15 protein-coding genes are annotated in these 16,774 nt (G+C 64.7%); 8 read left to right on the forward strand and 7 right to left on the reverse strand.

From position 1 onward, the window contains the following. Positions 1–57: 57 nt before the first annotated feature. Positions 58–1,962 carry a BCCT family transporter gene (locus C450_RS11015; protein ID WP_049910114.1) on the reverse strand — a complete coding sequence of 635 codons (1,905 nt, stop codon included), beginning with the start codon at positions 1,960–1,962 and terminating at the stop codon, positions 58–60. A 210-nt stretch (positions 1,963–2,172) separates the two neighbouring features. Here C450_RS11015 and C450_RS11020 point away from each other — a divergent pair, with 210 nt between their 5' ends. Then, positions 2,173–3,435 carry an NAD-binding protein gene (locus tag C450_RS11020; protein WP_005043454.1) on the forward strand — a complete coding sequence of 421 codons (1,263 nt, stop codon included), beginning with the start codon at positions 2,173–2,175 and terminating at the stop codon, positions 3,433–3,435. A gap of 134 nt (positions 3,436–3,569) precedes the next feature. Further along, positions 3,570–4,034, forward strand: coding sequence for a universal stress protein (locus C450_RS11025; protein WP_005043456.1), 465 nt, complete (start codon positions 3,570–3,572; stop codon positions 4,032–4,034). Positions 4,035–4,367: 333 nt separating this feature from the next. Here the strand turns inward: C450_RS11025 and C450_RS22095 are convergent, their stop codons facing one another. Next, positions 4,368–4,517 (reverse strand): hypothetical protein, encoded by a 150-nt coding sequence (locus C450_RS22095; protein WP_206536849.1) that lies wholly within the window; start codon positions 4,515–4,517, stop codon positions 4,368–4,370. A 697-nt stretch (positions 4,518–5,214) separates the two neighbouring features. On the opposite strand from C450_RS22095, the gene C450_RS11035 reads away from it, so the two are divergent. After that, positions 5,215–5,799 carry a hypothetical protein gene (locus tag C450_RS11035; RefSeq protein WP_005043459.1) on the forward strand — a complete coding sequence of 195 codons (585 nt, stop codon included), beginning with the start codon at positions 5,215–5,217 and terminating at the stop codon, positions 5,797–5,799. A 99-nt stretch (positions 5,800–5,898) separates the two neighbouring features. After that, a complete protein-coding gene (locus tag C450_RS11040; RefSeq protein WP_005043461.1) occupies positions 5,899–6,141 on the forward strand; it encodes a hypothetical protein in 243 nt (80 codons plus the stop codon). Between the two features lie 119 nt (positions 6,142–6,260). Here the strand turns inward: C450_RS11040 and C450_RS11045 are convergent, their stop codons facing one another. The 3 genes from C450_RS11045 to C450_RS11055 form a co-directional block, all read right to left on the reverse strand. Then, the gene (locus C450_RS11045; protein WP_005043463.1) at positions 6,261–8,051 is read right to left on the reverse strand and encodes a BCCT family transporter; all 1,791 of its coding nucleotides are present in this window, start codon (positions 8,049–8,051) and stop codon (positions 6,261–6,263) included. Between the two features lie 274 nt (positions 8,052–8,325). Continuing rightward, positions 8,326–9,564 carry a threonine ammonia-lyase gene (ilvA, locus tag C450_RS11050; RefSeq protein ID WP_005043464.1) on the reverse strand — a complete coding sequence of 413 codons (1,239 nt, stop codon included), beginning with the start codon at positions 9,562–9,564 and terminating at the stop codon, positions 8,326–8,328. Position 9,565: 1 nt separating this feature from the next. After that, positions 9,566–12,073, reverse strand: coding sequence for a GcvT family protein (locus tag C450_RS11055; RefSeq protein ID WP_005043466.1), 2,508 nt, complete (start codon positions 12,071–12,073; stop codon positions 9,566–9,568). Between the two features lie 255 nt (positions 12,074–12,328). On the opposite strand from C450_RS11055, the gene C450_RS11060 reads away from it, so the two are divergent. Beyond that, a complete protein-coding gene (locus C450_RS11060; RefSeq protein WP_005043467.1) occupies positions 12,329–13,219 on the forward strand; it encodes a bifunctional 5,10-methylene-tetrahydrofolate dehydrogenase/5,10-methylene-tetrahydrofolate cyclohydrolase in 891 nt (296 codons plus the stop codon). Positions 13,220–13,287: 68 nt separating this feature from the next. Continuing rightward, positions 13,288–13,674 carry a hypothetical protein gene (locus C450_RS11065; RefSeq protein WP_005043468.1) on the forward strand — a complete coding sequence of 129 codons (387 nt, stop codon included), beginning with the start codon at positions 13,288–13,290 and terminating at the stop codon, positions 13,672–13,674. Here the strand turns inward: C450_RS11065 and C450_RS11070 are convergent. Next, positions 13,661–14,068, reverse strand: a complete 408-nt coding sequence (locus tag C450_RS11070; protein ID WP_152424477.1) for a hypothetical protein — start codon at positions 14,066–14,068, stop codon at positions 13,661–13,663. The genes C450_RS11065 and C450_RS11070 overlap by 14 nt on opposite strands. A gap of 150 nt (positions 14,069–14,218) precedes the next feature. Here C450_RS11070 and C450_RS11075 point away from each other — a divergent pair, with 150 nt between their 5' ends. Both C450_RS11075 and C450_RS11080 read left to right on the forward strand, forming a co-directional pair. After that, complete coding sequence (locus tag C450_RS11075; protein WP_005043470.1) at positions 14,219–14,482, forward strand: hypothetical protein; 264 nt, start codon at positions 14,219–14,221, stop codon at positions 14,480–14,482. Positions 14,483–14,736: 254 nt separating this feature from the next. Then, positions 14,737–16,371, forward strand: a complete 1,635-nt coding sequence (locus C450_RS11080; RefSeq protein ID WP_005043472.1) for an MFS transporter — start codon at positions 14,737–14,739, stop codon at positions 16,369–16,371. 42 nt (positions 16,372–16,413) lie between these two features. On the opposite strand, the gene C450_RS22100 is transcribed toward C450_RS11080, so the two are convergent. Beyond that, positions 16,414–16,774: hypothetical protein (locus C450_RS22100; RefSeq protein WP_005043473.1), on the reverse strand; the 361-nt coding region annotated here is incomplete at its 5' end.

Consider the following 16,774-nt stretch of genomic DNA (forward strand, 5'->3'; position numbering starts at 1 on the left):
CGGCGGATGGGGGCTCGTGGGGACTCGCGAGGACTCGTTCCGCCCGATCAGTCGCGTTCAGTCGTCCTCCCGAAGCACCTCGCTCGGGCCCGCAATGCCGCGGTCGCGAACGGCGGCGCGGAGTCTGGCAAGCGGCGAGCGGTGGCCGCGCTCGTGGCGGCGGAAGGTCAGCGTCAGCCCGACCAGCGCCACCACCACCAGCACCGCGAACGGGCCGCCCGTCAGCACCGCGAGCGCCTGTAACGCCTCGCCGCCGCCGACGAGCAACACCGCCACCGCGACGCCGCCCTGGAGCAGCCCCCAAAAGACGATGCTCCCGGTCGTTGGCGCGCGATTTCGCTTCGTCGCGAGGATCGCGACCACCAGCGTCGAGGTGTCCGCGGAGGTGACGATGAACACGATGATGAGCGCGAGAAACAGGAACATCAGGAGCTGGCCGAGCGGGAGCGCCGCGAATATCGGGAAGCCGGCGACCGCCTCGGGCGTGGCGTACGAATCGATGGCAGCGAGGATGTCGGTCGTCCCGGAGCGCTGGAGAGCCAACGATGTGCCGCCCAGCAGGACGAACCACACGGCGGTCGCAGCCGACGTTGCGACTGCACCCGTGAGAACCACAGTCCGAACCCGCCGGCCCTTCGAGAGCGCCGCGAGGAAGAGTCCGGCGAAGGGGGCCCACGAAAACCACCACGACCAGTTCCAGACTGTCCAGTTCGCCACCCACTCGTTTGCGACCAGCTCCCCGCCGAGATACAGGCTCATCGGCACGAAATCCACGACATAGCCGCCGACGGCGGCAGAACCGATGTCGAGAACGGCCGATCGCGGGCCGACGGCGATCAGCAGCGCCGCGAAAAGTATGAATAGGACGATAGCGATCCCGGCGATCCGACGGATACCACGGTGGACGCCGCTCTGGGCGGAGACGACGTAGATGAGCGTCAATCCGGCGACGACGAGGACGGGGGCTACGCTGCCGTAGCTCACGCCCCACTGGTAGCTGACGCCGGCGAGGAACTGCTGGCCGACGAGCGCGACGGAGGTGGCGATCCCGCCGATGGTGGCGAACACCGCGAGCACGTCGACGAGCGTCGCCCAGCGGCTGTCGAGACCGTCGATTCCCAGAAACGGTGTCAGGATCGACGAGACCCGCAGCGGCGCGCCTCGCTGGTAGGTGAAGTAGGCGATCGGCACGCCGATGACGACGTAGGCGCTCCACGCCGAGAGCCCATAATGAAAGATCGCGTAGGTGAGCGCGCCGGCGACGACACCGCTCGATCGCGGCTGGGCGTCGAGAAACGGCGGCGGCGTCTCGTAGTGAAAGAGCGCCTCGGCAGGGCCCCAGAAGACGATACCCGCGGCGATGCCGGCCGTAAAGAACATCGCGAAGTACGTCGGATAGGTGTAGGTCGGTTCGACGTCGGGGCCGCCGAGTTTGATCTCCCCCCACGGCCCGACCAGCAGGAACAGACAGTAACACACCGCGAGGAACATCGCGCCCAAAAACAGCCAGCCGAACTCGAAGAGCAGCACGCTCTCGACGGTACCGACGACCGACTGGGTGTCCGACGGCGCGAGGGAGTACGCCGCGAAGAAGAGAACGAAGGCCGCCACCGGGACGCCGAACGTGAGTGGGTCCTGGCGAGCGAGAAAGTCCGTGAGCCGCGCCACGCCGCCCTTGAGCGTGCCGATCCATCCGAGGCGACGGATCCGCAGCAGATACGGGGCGTCGCGCCGAGCCTTTTCGGCGTCCGTGTCGACCGTGATCGGCAACAGCGCAACGTACGCCAGCCCCGAACCGAAGAACAACAGCGAAACGATGAGAATGGCCCGTCCGGTCAGCAGCGAGCCGACGACCTTCGGGAAGAAAAAAACCGAGACGACGGCCGCGCCTGCGATCACACAGACCGGCACGAGGACGCTCCGGAGGACCGTTTCCACGGGACCGGCCCCCTGGGAACTCATAGCACGAATATGCGACACACTCCCATAGTCCTGTCGTTGACGCGATCGATGGCTCGAACCGTGTCCTCGTTCGTCGTTCGTCCCGTGGACCACGACGGCCCCGGCGACGGGTGATCCGTAGCCGTGGCCTGCGATCGCGGCGGTCGCGTCCGTCAACGGCGGTCACACTGGCGACGACCCTTTATGATCGTACGGGTGATACGTTACGGGGTGGCGAACGATCCCCCCGAAACGTCGATGGACGCCGCTCTCCAGGAGCTGTTCCACCACGACGACAGGGTGCCGTTCGTCTACTGGCGGGAGTACACGGGAACGGATACTACGGTACTGCTGACTGCGGCGGTCGCGGTCCTCGCGTTCGTCACCGGCCTCTCGCATTTCAGTCAGCGCGACCTCGCGTTCGATGGTCCGCTCGCATCGCACCTCCCGACCGAATGGGCGACCCTCGTCCCGTTCGGAGCCGTACTCCTCGCGTTCGTGCTCGGGGGGCTCGCGGTGGGGCTCCGCCGTCGCCTCCGGGTCGCGTGGTACGGCACGGCCCTCGTGCTCCCGCTGGTGGTGTTGTTACCGCTCGTGACGGCGGAGCCGACCGACGTCCTGCTGTTCGTGCTGTCGCTCGGCACGTTCCCGCTCGTCGTGCGGAACCGGACCGCGTTCGATCAGTCGCTCGATCTCTCGCCGTTCCAGACCGCCGCCATCGTGGCGTTCGTCGCGGGTCAGGTGTACGGCACCGTCGGGGCGTACAGCCTCCGCGCGAACTACACCGGTATCGAGACGTGGACCGACGCCCTCTACTACATCGTCGTCACCGGAACCACCGTCGGCTACGGCGACGCGACGCCGACCAGCCAGGGGGCCAAACTGTTTACGCTCTCGGCGATCATCATCGGTACCGGTACGTTCGCCGTCGCCTCGGGATCGCTCATCGTCCCGGCGATCGAATCCCGGGTGTCGGCCGCGTTCGGCACCATGACAGCCTCGGAACTCGCACTCATGGAGGATCACGTCGTGGTTCTCGGCTACGGCGATCTCACGGAACCGCTGGTCGACGAGCTGGTGGCCACGACCGACGTGGTTGTCGTGACACCCGACGCCGACACGGCGTCGGCGCTCGACGAGGAGGACGTGAACGTGCTTACTGCGGACCCGACCGACGAGGAGGCACTGCTCGATGCGCGGATCGACGCCGCGAGCGGGGTGGTGGCCGCGACCAGCGACGACGCCCAGGACACCCTCGCGGTGCTCGCCGGACGGGAGGTAAACCCCGACGTCCGAATCGTCGCGGCGGCGACCGACCACGGCCACGTCGGCAAACTCGAACGCGTGGGTGCCGACGAGGTCATCAGCCCGTCGGTCATCGTCGGCCGTCGCCTCGGCCGCTCCGTCCTCGGCGATACCGACGCGTCGGACGACGAGACGGACACGAACACGACGAACGACCCCGAGAACGGTGGGAACGGAAACGCGACGTGAGTCCCGCGATCGGTAGCGAGCTACCGCTACTCACCACACGGTCGGCTGTGGCCATCACACGGACGAATAAAGGGGTGCACCAGCACGACCACGAATTTATACTGCTGCGTGGCCGTGTTCTTTGTGGATAAACAATGTATGATACGGTTCTCATTCCGACCGACGGGAGCGACGAGGCGCGGAAGGCGGCCCAGCACGGGATCGAGCTCGCGGGGACGCTCGGCGCGACCGTCCACACGCTGTACGTGATGGATCTGCCGGGTGTGCCTCGGGCGCTCTCGATCAGGGACGACGAAGAGCAGGTCCGCAGGGAGTATCAGGAGTACGGTGAGCGCGTCACCGGAGAGGTGGACGAGATGGCAAGCGATGCCGGCGTCGAGTGTATCACCGCGATCAAAAGCGGCACGATCCACGAGGAGATCGTCAAATACGCCGACGACGAGGGCGTCGATGCGATCGTGATGGGGACCGGCTATCAGGGCCGATTCGGCGCGCTGCTCGGCACTATCGCCGAGAAAGTCGTGCGACTGTCGACCGTTCCGGTGATCTCGACCAAACTAAGCGAGAGCGAAGCACGCAGTCGATTCGTCGACTCCTGACGGCGGATGGGCAGTCGGGTGGAGCGGAGCCGACGGTCCGATCTCAGGACAGCGCTGTATCGACTGCGGCCTTGTCGTCCCCGCGCCACACGCTGCGGAGACACGACGATGAGCAGCCAGAGACCGGCGAGACCGAGCGTCGCTGCTGTCGCGATGCCAAGCGTGAACGCTTCCACCGCGGTGGGACGATGGAGCGACGAACGACGGCAATCGTCCGGCGCTACCGCAGCGGTCGTGATTGATCTCACGATACCCGTCCCGTGAATCCACAAGGAGAGGTGGTGCTGCGGTGTGGTGTGGTGTAGTGTAGTCGTCCGGAAACGACGACGTGAGCTACACCCGCCGCTCCCGGAGGTAGATGACGATGCTTGCGGCCAGGAACAGCGCCCCGGCGACGCCGAAGTTCCCCGACGTCATCACCAGTGCGCCACCCACCATCAGCACGGTCGCCACGATCGCCAGCGCCAGCGCGACGGTGTTCACGACCGCCACTCCATGAGCGTGCGTGTCGGCGATCGGATCGACGGAGTACGGATCGCCGGTCGAGTACCGATCATCGTTAGAAATCCTCGAACTCCCAGTGGTAATGACAGTTTCGACACGTAGCCCACTCGGGGACGTCGTACGCGTTCGGATGCCGCCGTCCGTGTCGCATGTGATCGTTGCAGACGGGGCAGTGAAGCGTGAGCAGTTCGAGGTTCGGAAACGCGTGGCGGGTGAACTCGGCGACACATCGGGGGCAGTCGATCGGGTCCATGCCCCCCGCTTGGTAGATCTCGTTCTCACACCGCGGACACTGGAGGGTGGCTGGCGGGCGCTCGTGCCATCCAACGGCCCCCTCGACCGTCGTGGTCTGGGCCTCCGGGATCGACAGCCGGAAGTTTTCGAGGTCGTCGTCGGTCCGGAGGGGTGCAATCAGCCGGTCTGCGAGCCACTTGAGACGTCCGAGAATGGTGTCTCTTGAACGATCGTTTCTCAGCGACTGCTACGCGAACCCTGGTAATAAGGCACACGCCCATTCGCCGAACGTGGGCGGCCGAACGGACGGCGAGACCATCGCCGATTTCGAGCGGTTCCCGCCGGCTCACGGCTCGCATCTGCGCCGACGGAAGGACAGCGGAGACCGTCGACCGCACGACCGCCGATAGGATCTTCCGGCCGGAGCAGGTACCGAACCACCATGGACCCCGATCGCAGGGCGAGTGTGGTGGACGCGGTCGGTTCCGGTGCGAGCAGTGTCCAGGCCATCGATCCGACCGCGGTGGTCGACGCACCACCCGCCCGAGCGATCGGTGCGTTCGTGTTCGTGATGCTGTTCGGCGGCTTCCTGCTGTGGCGGTTCGACGGATTCGTCGACCAGTCCGTCGATTCCTCGATGGAACGCCCCGCGGTGTCGACGGTTTACGGCGTGACGGCACACGCGTGCGTGCTGTTCTTCGGCGTGTATTTCTTCGGTCAGGTGACCCGACTCAGCGCCAACAGGCTCGTCGCCGCCGGAGCGGGCGCAGCGGTCGCCGTCGGGGTAGTTGGTCTCGCGGGGCTCGGACTGACGGTTGTCGGCGCGCGTCTCACCGAACTCGTCGGCGAACGCCGCCCGTGGTACGGGCTCGTCGTGGGGGCAGTGCTCGGCGCGAGCGCGTGGCTCCTGCCGGCGGCTGCCGCGAGCCTGGCTGTTTGGGTTCTCCTCGTCTCGATCGGGATCGGCGGGCCGACACGGGAGTGGATCCACGCTTCGCGAGCGCCCGCTACCGAGGACGACACCTGAACAGTCACCGAGAGAACAGCGAGTGGACGTGGTCAGTCGCACTCGCGTGGTAAGTTGACATGTGACAATGTTCATATCGATGGCTGTACTCGTTTTCACATGGTACACATCGTGATGCAGGTGTTCTCTGTCGCGGTTACGGTCGCGGTCCTCGGACAGGCCACGTGGGCTGTGACGGCCGCCGCAACGCTCGTGTTGGTCCTCCTGCTGGTCGCGTTCGGGGGGGTCGTCTATCAGAGCGTGACCGGTGATGGCATCTCGTGGCCGGACGAGGCAAGTGACGACATGGACGACGAGGACGTGGAGCGGGGCCGTGGCGACGACGAGTGGGACTACTACTGAGCGATCGCTGCACCAGCCGTTCGATGGGACATCGCGTGAGTCGTGGACCGTCCCGCCGAATCGTAGCAGGACAGTCGAACGAACGGAACCGAAAGAGAACGAATGGATCGGGTCGAGAATCAGTCGTCCGACGTGGTGTCACCCCCGTCGGAGACGCCGGTCACCACGTCCCCGCCAGTGCGATCCACGGCCACGTCTTCCTGATCGCTGATCTGGTCGATCTGCTCGCGGAACGCCTCGGATTCGAGGATCGTGTACTCGTTATCGAGTCCCAGATAGACCGTATAGCACATCACGAGGAGGATGACGGCGAACGGCAGGCCGGTCGAGATGGCCGCCGCCTGAAGGCCAGTGAGGCCGCCGCCCCAGAGCAACACCGCCGCGACGATCCCCTCGGTGGTCGCCCAGAAGACCCGCTGGGCGCGCGGCACGTCGTGCTTGCCGCCCGAGGTCAGGTGGTCGATGACCAGCGATCCCGAGTCCGACGACGTGACGAAGAAGGTGACCACGAGCAGCGTCGCGAGAATGCCCGAGATGGCACCGAGCGGATACTGCTCGAGCATGATGAACATCCCGAGCGTCTCGAACGTGGCGTATTCCATCGAGCTGTACGCGCTCATGATTGCCCCGCCCCCGCTCCCTTGCAGCGCCGTCGCCAGGGCGCTCCCGCCGAACGTCGAGAGCCAGACGACCGAGAACAGCGTCGGCAGGACCAACACACCGAGCACGAACTCTCGCACCGTACGGCCCTTCGAGATGCGCGCGATGAACATCCCGACGAACGGCGACCACGCGATCCACCAGCCCCAGTAGAAGACGGTCCACCCCGAGACGGTCGAATCGAGCGTGTTTCCAGCTGTCGCACCGAGGGTGCCGGTGAAGAGACTCAGCGAGAGGAAGTTACCGATGTACGCCCCGAGCCCCTCCGCCATCGAACCGACGATGAACAGCGTCGGGCCGACGATGAACAGGAACCCGAGCAGGAGGAGCATCAGGTAGAGGTTGACCGTGCTCAGCCGCTTGACGCCACCGTCGAGGCCGGCTGCGACCGACATCACCGCGATGAGGGTGATGCCCGCGATGAGCACGATCTGTATTGCCGTGGTGATCGGGATGTCGATGATCCCGAGCATATCGCCGCCCACGTAGGAGATGCCGGAGTTCACCTGCGCGACCCCGAGGCCGAGCGAGGTACACAGGCCGAACAGGGTGGCGAACACCGACACGAGGTCGATGATGTGGCCCGGCCAGCCGTAGATGCGGTCGCCGAGCAGCGGCCAGAAGATCGATCGGAACGTCAGCGGTAGGCCGCGATTGAACGAAAAGAAGGCCAACCCGAGGCCGACCAACCCATAAATAGCCCACGGGGAGAGTCCCCAGTGGAAGAACGTCTGTGCCAGCGCCGCCGTGCCCGCCGCCGCTGTCCCGGCTTCGGCACCGAAGAAGGCCGGCGGACTGTTGAAGTACACCACCGGTTCGGTCACGCTGAAGAACATGAGTCCGATCCCCATGCCGGCGCTGAACAGCATCGCCATCCACGCGAACGTGCTGAACTCTTTTTCGGCCTCCACGCCGCCGATCCTGATCGACCCGTACTTGCTAACCGCGAAGTACACGATCGTGATCAGGAAAACGTTCACCGCCAGCAGATAGAACCAGCCGAACGTCGACTCGATGAACGACTTGGTCGCGGCGAACGCGCCCGCGGCTTGGTCGCCCAGTATGACGGTGACCGCGATGAACAGCACGATCAGCAGTAGCGCGCCGGGGAAGACGATAGGATGGATGTCGAACCGCCCGCCGAGCAGCTCCTTGTTGGTGTCTCCTACCTCCCGGTCGGAGTCCGGGTGGAACAGCTCTACTTGCAATCCATCAGACATTTCGCCGGTAGTGTCGTCGGAGCTAGCCATGGGTCTGCCTTTCGCTGAACGCGTCGCCGGTCTCGTACAGTTCTCTCATGATTGGTATCACTGTGTTGGTGGTTTTGTTGGGCGTGGTCGAGTCAGCTACTTTCGTGCCCGCCTACGTTCACACCGTCAACCACGCCGTGAGCCATCATACCACGAAAGTCCGTGTCATGCTATCACAGAGACTGGGTTAAGGCTTCGTAATGAACTATGGGGATGTTTTTAACCGGTACGCCGTCCTCGTCCATGATCGCGTGTGCGCTGAGAGTCGCCTGGCTCAGGCATTGACGTGTCTGACCTCGTACCCGTGATCGCGGATCGTCCGGATGATGGTGCGAGCGTGGCTCGCGCCGCTGGTCTCGACCTCGAAGACGAGGTGGGCCTCGCCCACGTCGAGTTCGGGGGCCGAGCGGTCGTGGCGGACCGTTTGAATGTTGGCGTCGTGGTCGGCGATCACCCCGGAAACCTCACGCATCTTGCCCGGCTGGTCGTCGATCCGCACGCGCAGTCGGAGCAGCTGTTCGCGATCGGTGAGCGCGTGGACCAGCACAGTCTGAAGCATCGTCATGTCGAGGTTTCCGCCACACAGCAGCGCGAGGACGCGCTCGTCCTCGACGTCGAGATCGTCGCTGAGGACGGCGGCGACCGACGCTGCACCCGCACCCTCGACGACCTGTTTCGCCCGCTCCAAGAGGAGCAAGATCGCCCGCGCGATTTCCCCGTCGGTGACGGTAACGATCTCGTCGACGTGTTCCTCGACGAGCGAGAGCGTCAGTTCGGAGATTCCTCCGGTGGCGATCCCGTCGGCGATGGTGTCGACGGAGTCGAGGGTCTGTGGAATTCCTTTATCGAGACTATCCGGAACGGTCGCGGCTCCCTCCGCCTGGACGCCCACGACGCGCGTTTCGGGCGAGAGTTCGCTGTACGCCGTCGCGATCCCCGAAATGAGTCCGCCGCCGCCGATCGGCACCACCACGGTGTCCACGTCGGGGCAGTCCTCGACCATCTCGATCCCGAGCGTGCCCTGTCCGGCGACGATCGCGGGATCGTCGTAGGCGTGGACGAACGCCGTTTCGTCGTCTGCAACGAGACCCTCGGCGTGGCTCATCGCCGCCTGGAAGTCCTGGCCGACGAGCTCGACCGTCGCACCGTACTCGCGAGTCGCGTCGACCTTCGCCTGCGGGGCGGCCTTCGGCATCACGATCGTCGAATCCATCCCGAGTTTCGTCGCCGCGAGCGCGACTCCCTGGGCGTGGTTGCCGGCGCTCGCGGCGACGACGCGCTCCGTCCCACCCTCGGCGACGAGCTGTGAAACCTTGTTGTACGCGCCGCGAGGCTTGAACGACCCCGTCCACTGGAGGTGTTCCATCTTGAGATGGACCTCGCCACCGGTGACATCGTCGAGTGAGGTGCTTCGCTCGACCGGCGTCGATTTCACGACCGACTCGTCGTCGAGCCGATCGCGGGCCGCTTCGATCTCGGCGAACGTGACGGTGGGCTCGGCGTTTCGACTCATCTCAACGGAGCATCCGGTCCATGTCGGGATCGAACAGTGGTTCTTGGCGCACGGTTGCTGCATACCGTTCGTCCTCGTAGCTGATAGTTACGTCGGTCCCCGGCTCGGCGTAGCTCGTCGGAAGGTACGCGTAGACGATCCCGGCGTCGATCGTGTAGCCGTAGTCAGCCCGACAGCCGTAGCCGATCACGTCGTCGCCATCGAGAACCGGATGACCCGCGTCGACGATCTCACCGGTGTCGTCGAGCGTGATCGGCACGAGCTTCTCGTCGATGCCGTCCTCGCGCGCCGCCACGATCGCGTCTTTCCCCACGAACTCGGTGTCGAGATCGACCGCGAACCCGATCCCCGCCTCGTAGGGGTTGTACTCCGGCGTGACGTCGGTCCCCCACAACCGGTAGCCCTTTTCTAAACTGGTGGAGTCGAGCGCTTCCCACCCCATCGGCACGACATCGTACTCCTGACCTGCCTCCCAGATCGTGTCCCAGAGCTGCGCGCCGTACTCGGTGGGCGTGTAGAGCTCCCAGCCGAGTTCACCGGCGTAGGAAAGCCGGAGCATCGTCACCGGCAGGCTCCCCAGGTAGGTTTCCTCGACGGAGTAGAAGGGGAAGGCGTCGTCCGAGAGGTCGACCTCGACCAGCGGCTGGAGCAGGTTCCGGGATTCCGGACCGAACACGCCGATCCCCGACCGACTCGAATCGTGGATCGTGATCGATACCGAATCGGGCGCGTGCTCTTTGATCCACCGGGAGTGCAGCGTCGCGGAGTTGCCGCCACCCGTGGTCAACAGATAGCGTTCGTCCCCGAGCCGCGCGACGGTCAGATCCGCGAGGATCCCGCCGTCCTCGTTCAACATCGTGGCGTAGCGCATCCGTCCCACCGAGCAGTCCATGTCGTTCGTCAGCAGGCCCTGAAGGAACTCCTGAGTGCCCTCTCCGTCGACCTCGATCCCGGTGAAGGTGGTCATGTCGAACATCGCGACCCGGTCCCGGACGGCCTGATGTTCGACGCCCTGGGCCTTCGACCAGTTGCGCGCGAGCCAGTCGGAGCGGTCGGGAACGTCGTACTCGCTCAGGAGGGATTCGTTCGATTCGTACCACTGGGGGACCTCCCACCCATCCGTATCGTAGAACTCCGCGCCGAGGTCGGCCTGCCGGTCGTAGAACGGGCTCCGCCGGAGCGCGCGCTGGTCCTCGGGCTGCTCGCGCGGGTGGATGAGCTGGTAGACCTCCTGGTACTGCTGAGCCCCGCGGCCGTAGGTGTACTCCCGACTACCGGCGTGCGATTGGAACCGGCTGATGTGGGCCGGACCGGCGTTCACGCGCTCGCCGTCGAGGCGCGGCGTACCCTCGTCCATCCACGCGGCGACGATGTCGCCCGCGCCGCCCGACTGGGTGACCCAGATCGCGAGCGACCACCAGAGGCCATCCGTGTCCTCGTCGGGCCCGAGGATCGGCATGCCGTCGGGCGTGAAACAGAACATTCCGTTCATCTCGGTCTCCCACGAGTCGTCGTCGAACGCCGGCACGAGTTCGCGGGCGGCGTCGTACGCGCTCTTGTCGTGGTCGGGATGGGTGTTCTCGTAGAAGTGGGTGGCGGTGAACTCCCGCAGGGAGGGGTACTCCAGCCCGAGGTCGTCGAGTTTCTCGGGACCGTAGATGTCCTCGGGGTCGACGAGCAGCGGTTCGTGGTTGTACGACCCCACGCCATAGGAGTCGCCGTGCTGGCGGAAGTAGAGCGAGTAATCCTGGTGGCGAAGCATCGGCTGTTCGATCTCCTCCTCCGCACCCGCGAGTTCGTCGATCGAGTCGCTCACGAGATACTGGTGCGAGCAGGGCACGAGCGGAATATCCCTGTCGACCATATCGCCGAAGAGCGGGCCCCAGATGTTGGTCGCGACGAGGAGGTCGTCGCACTCGATCCGCCCCTGATCGGTGACGACCGCCTGCACCGCGCCCTCGGCCGTTTCGATGTCCGTGACGAGAGTGTTCCCGTAGAACTCGTGGCCGGCGAGTTCGCTTGCGCGCTCGGCCATCGCCCGCGAGGCGTCGACGGCGTGGGCCTTCCCGTCGGACGAAAGGTAGTACCCGCCGTGGATCACACTCGAATCGATCTGAGGAACGTGCTCGGCGACCGACTCCGGCGAGAGGAGGTCGCCGCCTTCGAGGCCGTATGACTGGCCCCACTCGCGCTTTCGCTTCAGGAAGTTCCATCGATCCTCGGTGTACGCGACCTCGATCCCGCCCGACATCCGGTAGCTGTCGAGATCGGTGTAGAGCTCTCGGGTGTACGCCGCCATCTCGGTCATCATTTTCCCGCCGGCGGTCTGGAACACCAGTCCGGGGGCGTGCGACGTGGAGCCGCCGGTCTCGAACAGCGGTCCGCGATCGAGAACGACGACGTCCTCGCGACCGCGTTCGGCGAGATGATACGCCGCCGAGCAGCCGACACAGCCCGCACCCACGACGACGGTCCCGGCGCTCTCCGGCAGTGTACTCTCTGTGCTCATAGTGATACTCGCCGTTCCCGCCGGATTAAACGACGGGGTGGACTACCACACCCGTTTATACTGCCGAAGCCACAGTCATGAAATCGCCCGTCGAATTCCGGTTTCCTCTGTCGGTTTCGGCCACTCATTCGGAGGAAATCCCGCCGACAGAGTGTCACGCCGATCGGTCGAGATCTGGTCTGCTGGATCGATCGCACTTAGTGGGCGCAACTACCGATCCCGAACGCTTTTGCCGTGACTCGTCGACCTCGATTCATGACCGAGATCATCGACGGCGAGGCGGTCGCGAGCGAGATCCGGGACGGCGTCGCCGAGTGTGTGGACACTCTCGACGAGGCTGGCGTCCAGCCGGGGCTTGCGACCGTGCTGATGAGCGACGACGACGCGAGCAAGACGTACGTCTCGATGAAACAGCAAGACTGCGAGGAAGTCGGGATCGCAGCCCACGACATCGAAATCGATCCCGACGCGCCCGCCGCAGAGCTCTACGACACCGTCGACGAGCTGAACGCCGAGGACGCGATCAACGGCATCCTCGTCCAGATGCCGGTGCCCGACCACGTCGACGACCGCGAAGTCCTCCGTCGAACCCGCCCCGCGAAGGACGTCGACGGGTTCCACCCCGAGAACGTCGGCCGACTCGTCGCCGGCGACGCCCGATTCAAACCCTGCACGCCCCACGGCATCCAGAAGCTCCTCGAAGCGTACGACATCGAGACCGAGGGGGCCGACGCGGTGGTGGTCGGTCGGTCGGACATCGTCGGCAAGCCGATGGCGAACCTCCTGATCCAGAAAGCACCGTTCGGGAACGCCACCACGACCGTCTGTCACTCCCGGACCCAGGATCTCGCCGCGAAGCTCGGCGACGCCGACATCGTCGTCGCCGCTGTGGGCGTCCCGGAGTTCATCGATGGCTCGATGTTGAAGGAAGGTGCGACCGTGATCGACGTCGGTGTCAACCACGTGGAGACGGACGAGGGGGACTCCGAACTCGTCGGCGACGTCGACTTCGAGAGCGCGCGAGAGGTCGCGGGAGCGATCACGCCCGTCCCGGGTGGCGTCGGTCCGATGACCCGTGCGATGCTCCTGTACAACACCGTGAAGGCAGCGAGCCAGCAACACGACATCGAGATCGAACTCCCCTGAGCGGACCTCGGTTGGGTGGCGCTGATGAACGTATTGCTGTCGAACAAACGTTCGATACAATATCGTCGATGAACGGTGTGAAGCTCGGTGCCCCGGCACTTATGTATTTGTGCAGCGGAGACACCAGTATGAGTGTCGAGATCGAGGGGTTCGAAGAACTGGCAGACAGACTCGACCAGCTCGGGGAGAACGCGGCGTCAGTCGATGGAGAGAACACGGTTTCGTTCGATGAGTTATTCACGAGCGACTTCATGCGGACGCACACCGAGTACGACTCGATAGAGACGTTCTTTGAACGGAGTCCGTGGACGGTCGAGACGCAGGACGATTTCGAACACATTCCCGAAGACGAGTTCGATCGGTACATAGACGACCACACCGGTTTCAATTCGTGGGACGCTATGCTGTCCGCTGCTGCCAGAGAATGGCTCGGTCGACAAGTCACCCTCGAGTAGTGTCTGTCTGCTCCTCGCCTTCCGCGTCCGTTCCTGCGTCTCCTTTTTCGCCGGGATGTGAACTGTCGTCGTCAGATTCTTCTTGGACTGGCTCACTCTCCCCACCGACGCGCTCTCGTCGCTCTCTCGACCAGTGTAGATGGACATCGACATCGTGCCCCTCCCCTTCGATTTTGAACCCCGTCGACGGTCCGCTGTCGCCGTTGCCATCGGTGGTGAGATTGTAGATGCCGATCGCAAACGAACCGACCGTCGTGATGCCGAGTATGACACGCCAAAGAGTTCTCACTCCGGCAGTTACGTCGCCGTAGTTGGGGTTTTCGACGATGATGCGAACATCAACCAGATAGCTTGCGCTGAAGAGCACCAAGGCTACCACACCGACGAACAGCACCGCCCGGGAGGAATATCGTCGGAGATCGAGATAATCCAGCGGCATCTGTTCTGCTACCGATATCTTATCCGTAGTATATAAAAACCCGGAGTCGATGACAGCGAATCTTCGGCGACTGTTTATTCGGCTCCGTAACGTAAGCCCACGCAGATGGTCGCGCCGAAACACTCGCCCGGACCAGCCGCCGAGTACGCCTTCAGGACAGGAATGATAGCTGCGGCGCTGGTCGGGCTCACGGGGATCGGATTCCTCTACTGGACGGGGACGATCGCGCTGCTCCTGGCAGGCTACTCGTTGGTACTCCTGTTCCCGCTGTATCTCGTGGCCGCGGCGGTGGTGCTCAGCGTGTGGCTCGGCTACAACACGGACGCAACGGATCTTCGGCCGGTGTATCGGAACGACCGGCGGTCGTAAGCGAACAGCATCCAACGTGCCGACAGCACGACTGGTTCCGAGAGCTACTGTGTGGTCGATATCGCCGTTCGCGATGCTGGATCGCCTTCGTCCGGATAACTCCGGTATCGAGATCGTGTTCCAAGACTGCTTAAGTCGAGAATCCACTCGTGGAGACTCGGTGAAACTGTTCGTCGGATCCAGAGTCTGCCCCGTGCTGTGAGAGGTGTGAAACGACACGCGGATTTTTATCACTCGCTAGAAATTGTAGACGGATGACCGAGACCGGTTCGGTGAAACGGGAGTCCGGCTCCGGGTTCGAATTTTGGGCTCCAGCGATCGTCGCCGGCACGGCCCTGTTCCTCGGTGTCCTCGATATGTCGATGATGAACGTCGCCGTCCCATCGATCGTACAGGACCTGAACACCACGGTGAGTGCGATGCACGGCGCGATCGCGGTGTACTCGATGGTGATGGCCGCACTCATCATCCCGGGTGGAGCGCTCAGATCGGTCGTCGATACGAAACGGCTGCTCGTGATCGCGCTCGTGATTTACAGCATCGGGACGCTGCTCGCAGGGGCCAGCCCGAACATGCTCACGCTCTTCGTCGGCTGGTCGATAATCGAGGGGATCGCCGCTGCGCTCCTCCTCCCGATCACCTACTCCATCATCGTCGAGAACTACGCGGACAGCGCCCGAACCAAAGCCTTCGGTGCGATCGGCGGCGTGACGGCGGTCGGCATCGCCATCGGACCGATGATCGGCGGGATCCTCACGACGTTCGCCACGTGGCGATGGGGGATGTTCGGCGAATTCGGCATCGTGCTCGTGGTGCTCGCGTTGACTCGCTATCTCGACTCTCAGCCGAGCGATCGTCGTGTGGCGATCGACGTCGGCGGCACAGTGCTGTCGATCCTCGGTGCGGTCACGATCATCGGTGGGACCCTGCTCGCCGGTCGGTACGGCTGGGTGCGCCCGTTGCGCCCGGTCGTCGTGAGCGGGGTACGGATCGAACCATTGGGGTTCTCGCCCGCGATCTGGTCGATCGCGATCGGGGTGGCGTTGCTCGCCGTGTTCGTCCAGTGGGAGCAGCGCCAAGCGCGTACCGGTCGCCCGCTGCTGATCCCGCCGGACGTGCTCCGCAATCGGACGTTCGCCGCCGGGATCGCCACCTTCGCCGCCGAGTCACTCTTTCTCTCGGGGTTCCTGTTCTCGATGCCGGTCTTTCTCCAGTCGGCGCTCGGCTACTCGGCGTTCGAGACCGGGCTCGCGCTCCTCCCGTTCTCGGTCGTGACGCTGCTCGTGACGACGATTTCGACTGGCTGGCGCGCGTACGTCGCGCCGAAGCACATCGTCCAGGGCGGGATCGTGCTGATGGGCGGCGGACTGTTGCTCCTCGTTTCGCTGACGGACCTCGATCTCACGCTCCTCGAGATGGCACTGCCGATGGCGGTGATCGGCGTCGGTCTCGGGCTGTTCACGGGCCAGCTCGTCGATCTCACCATGTCGGCGGTGCCGTCCTCTGAGGCCTCGGTCGCGTCGGGCGTCATCAACTCGCTGAGCCAGCTCGGGTACGCGTTCGGGACGGCCGTCGCCGGCTCGTTCCTGCTCGCCGGATTTTACGGAAGCGTCGTCGACGGCGTGACGCGATTCGCGACGGGATCGTCGGTCTCCGGCGACGAGCGACGACAGCTGGTCGTGGCGCTCGAGGATCGGCTCGATGCGACGACACAGGCTCAGCAAGAGGCGTTCGTCAACCAGCTCCCACCAGCGACGCGCGAGCAACTGCTCGATGTCGTCCGGACGGCGATGGAGACCGCCCAGCGGAGCGTGCTGTTGCTCATCGTGATGTTCGTCCTTCTCACTCTCGTCGCAGCGAGTCTCCTCCCTGCAGTACGGCCACGGTGAGGACGGGGCGGCGCTCCCGCCAATGGCGTGCCGTGGCGGCGTCTACACCAGCGTCAGGGCGAACGTCAGGAGGAACCCGACGGCGGTGGCGATCGCGACCGCCGGGCCGCCCTCCTCGAACGCCTCGGGCATCGTGGCGTCGGCGAGCGTGGCGAGGACGGCACCGCCGGCGAACGACCGGACCACCGCGAGCGCTGCCGGCGACGCTTCGCGGAGGAAGACGCTGCCGGCGACGACGGTGAGCGAGAGCACGATCCCCGTTGTGGTCCAGAGAACGAGGATCGCGGTGGTCGAGAAGCCACCCGAGCGCATGTCCGAGGCCCCGCCGATCCCCTCGGGAACGTTGTTGATCACGATGGCCGCGAACAGCGGGAGCGTGCCGGCGTCGCCGACGAAGGTTATC

The organism is Halococcus salifodinae DSM 8989, from assembly GCF_000336935.1.
Classification (GTDB): Archaea; Halobacteriota; Halobacteria; order Halobacteriales; family Halococcaceae; genus Halococcus; species Halococcus salifodinae.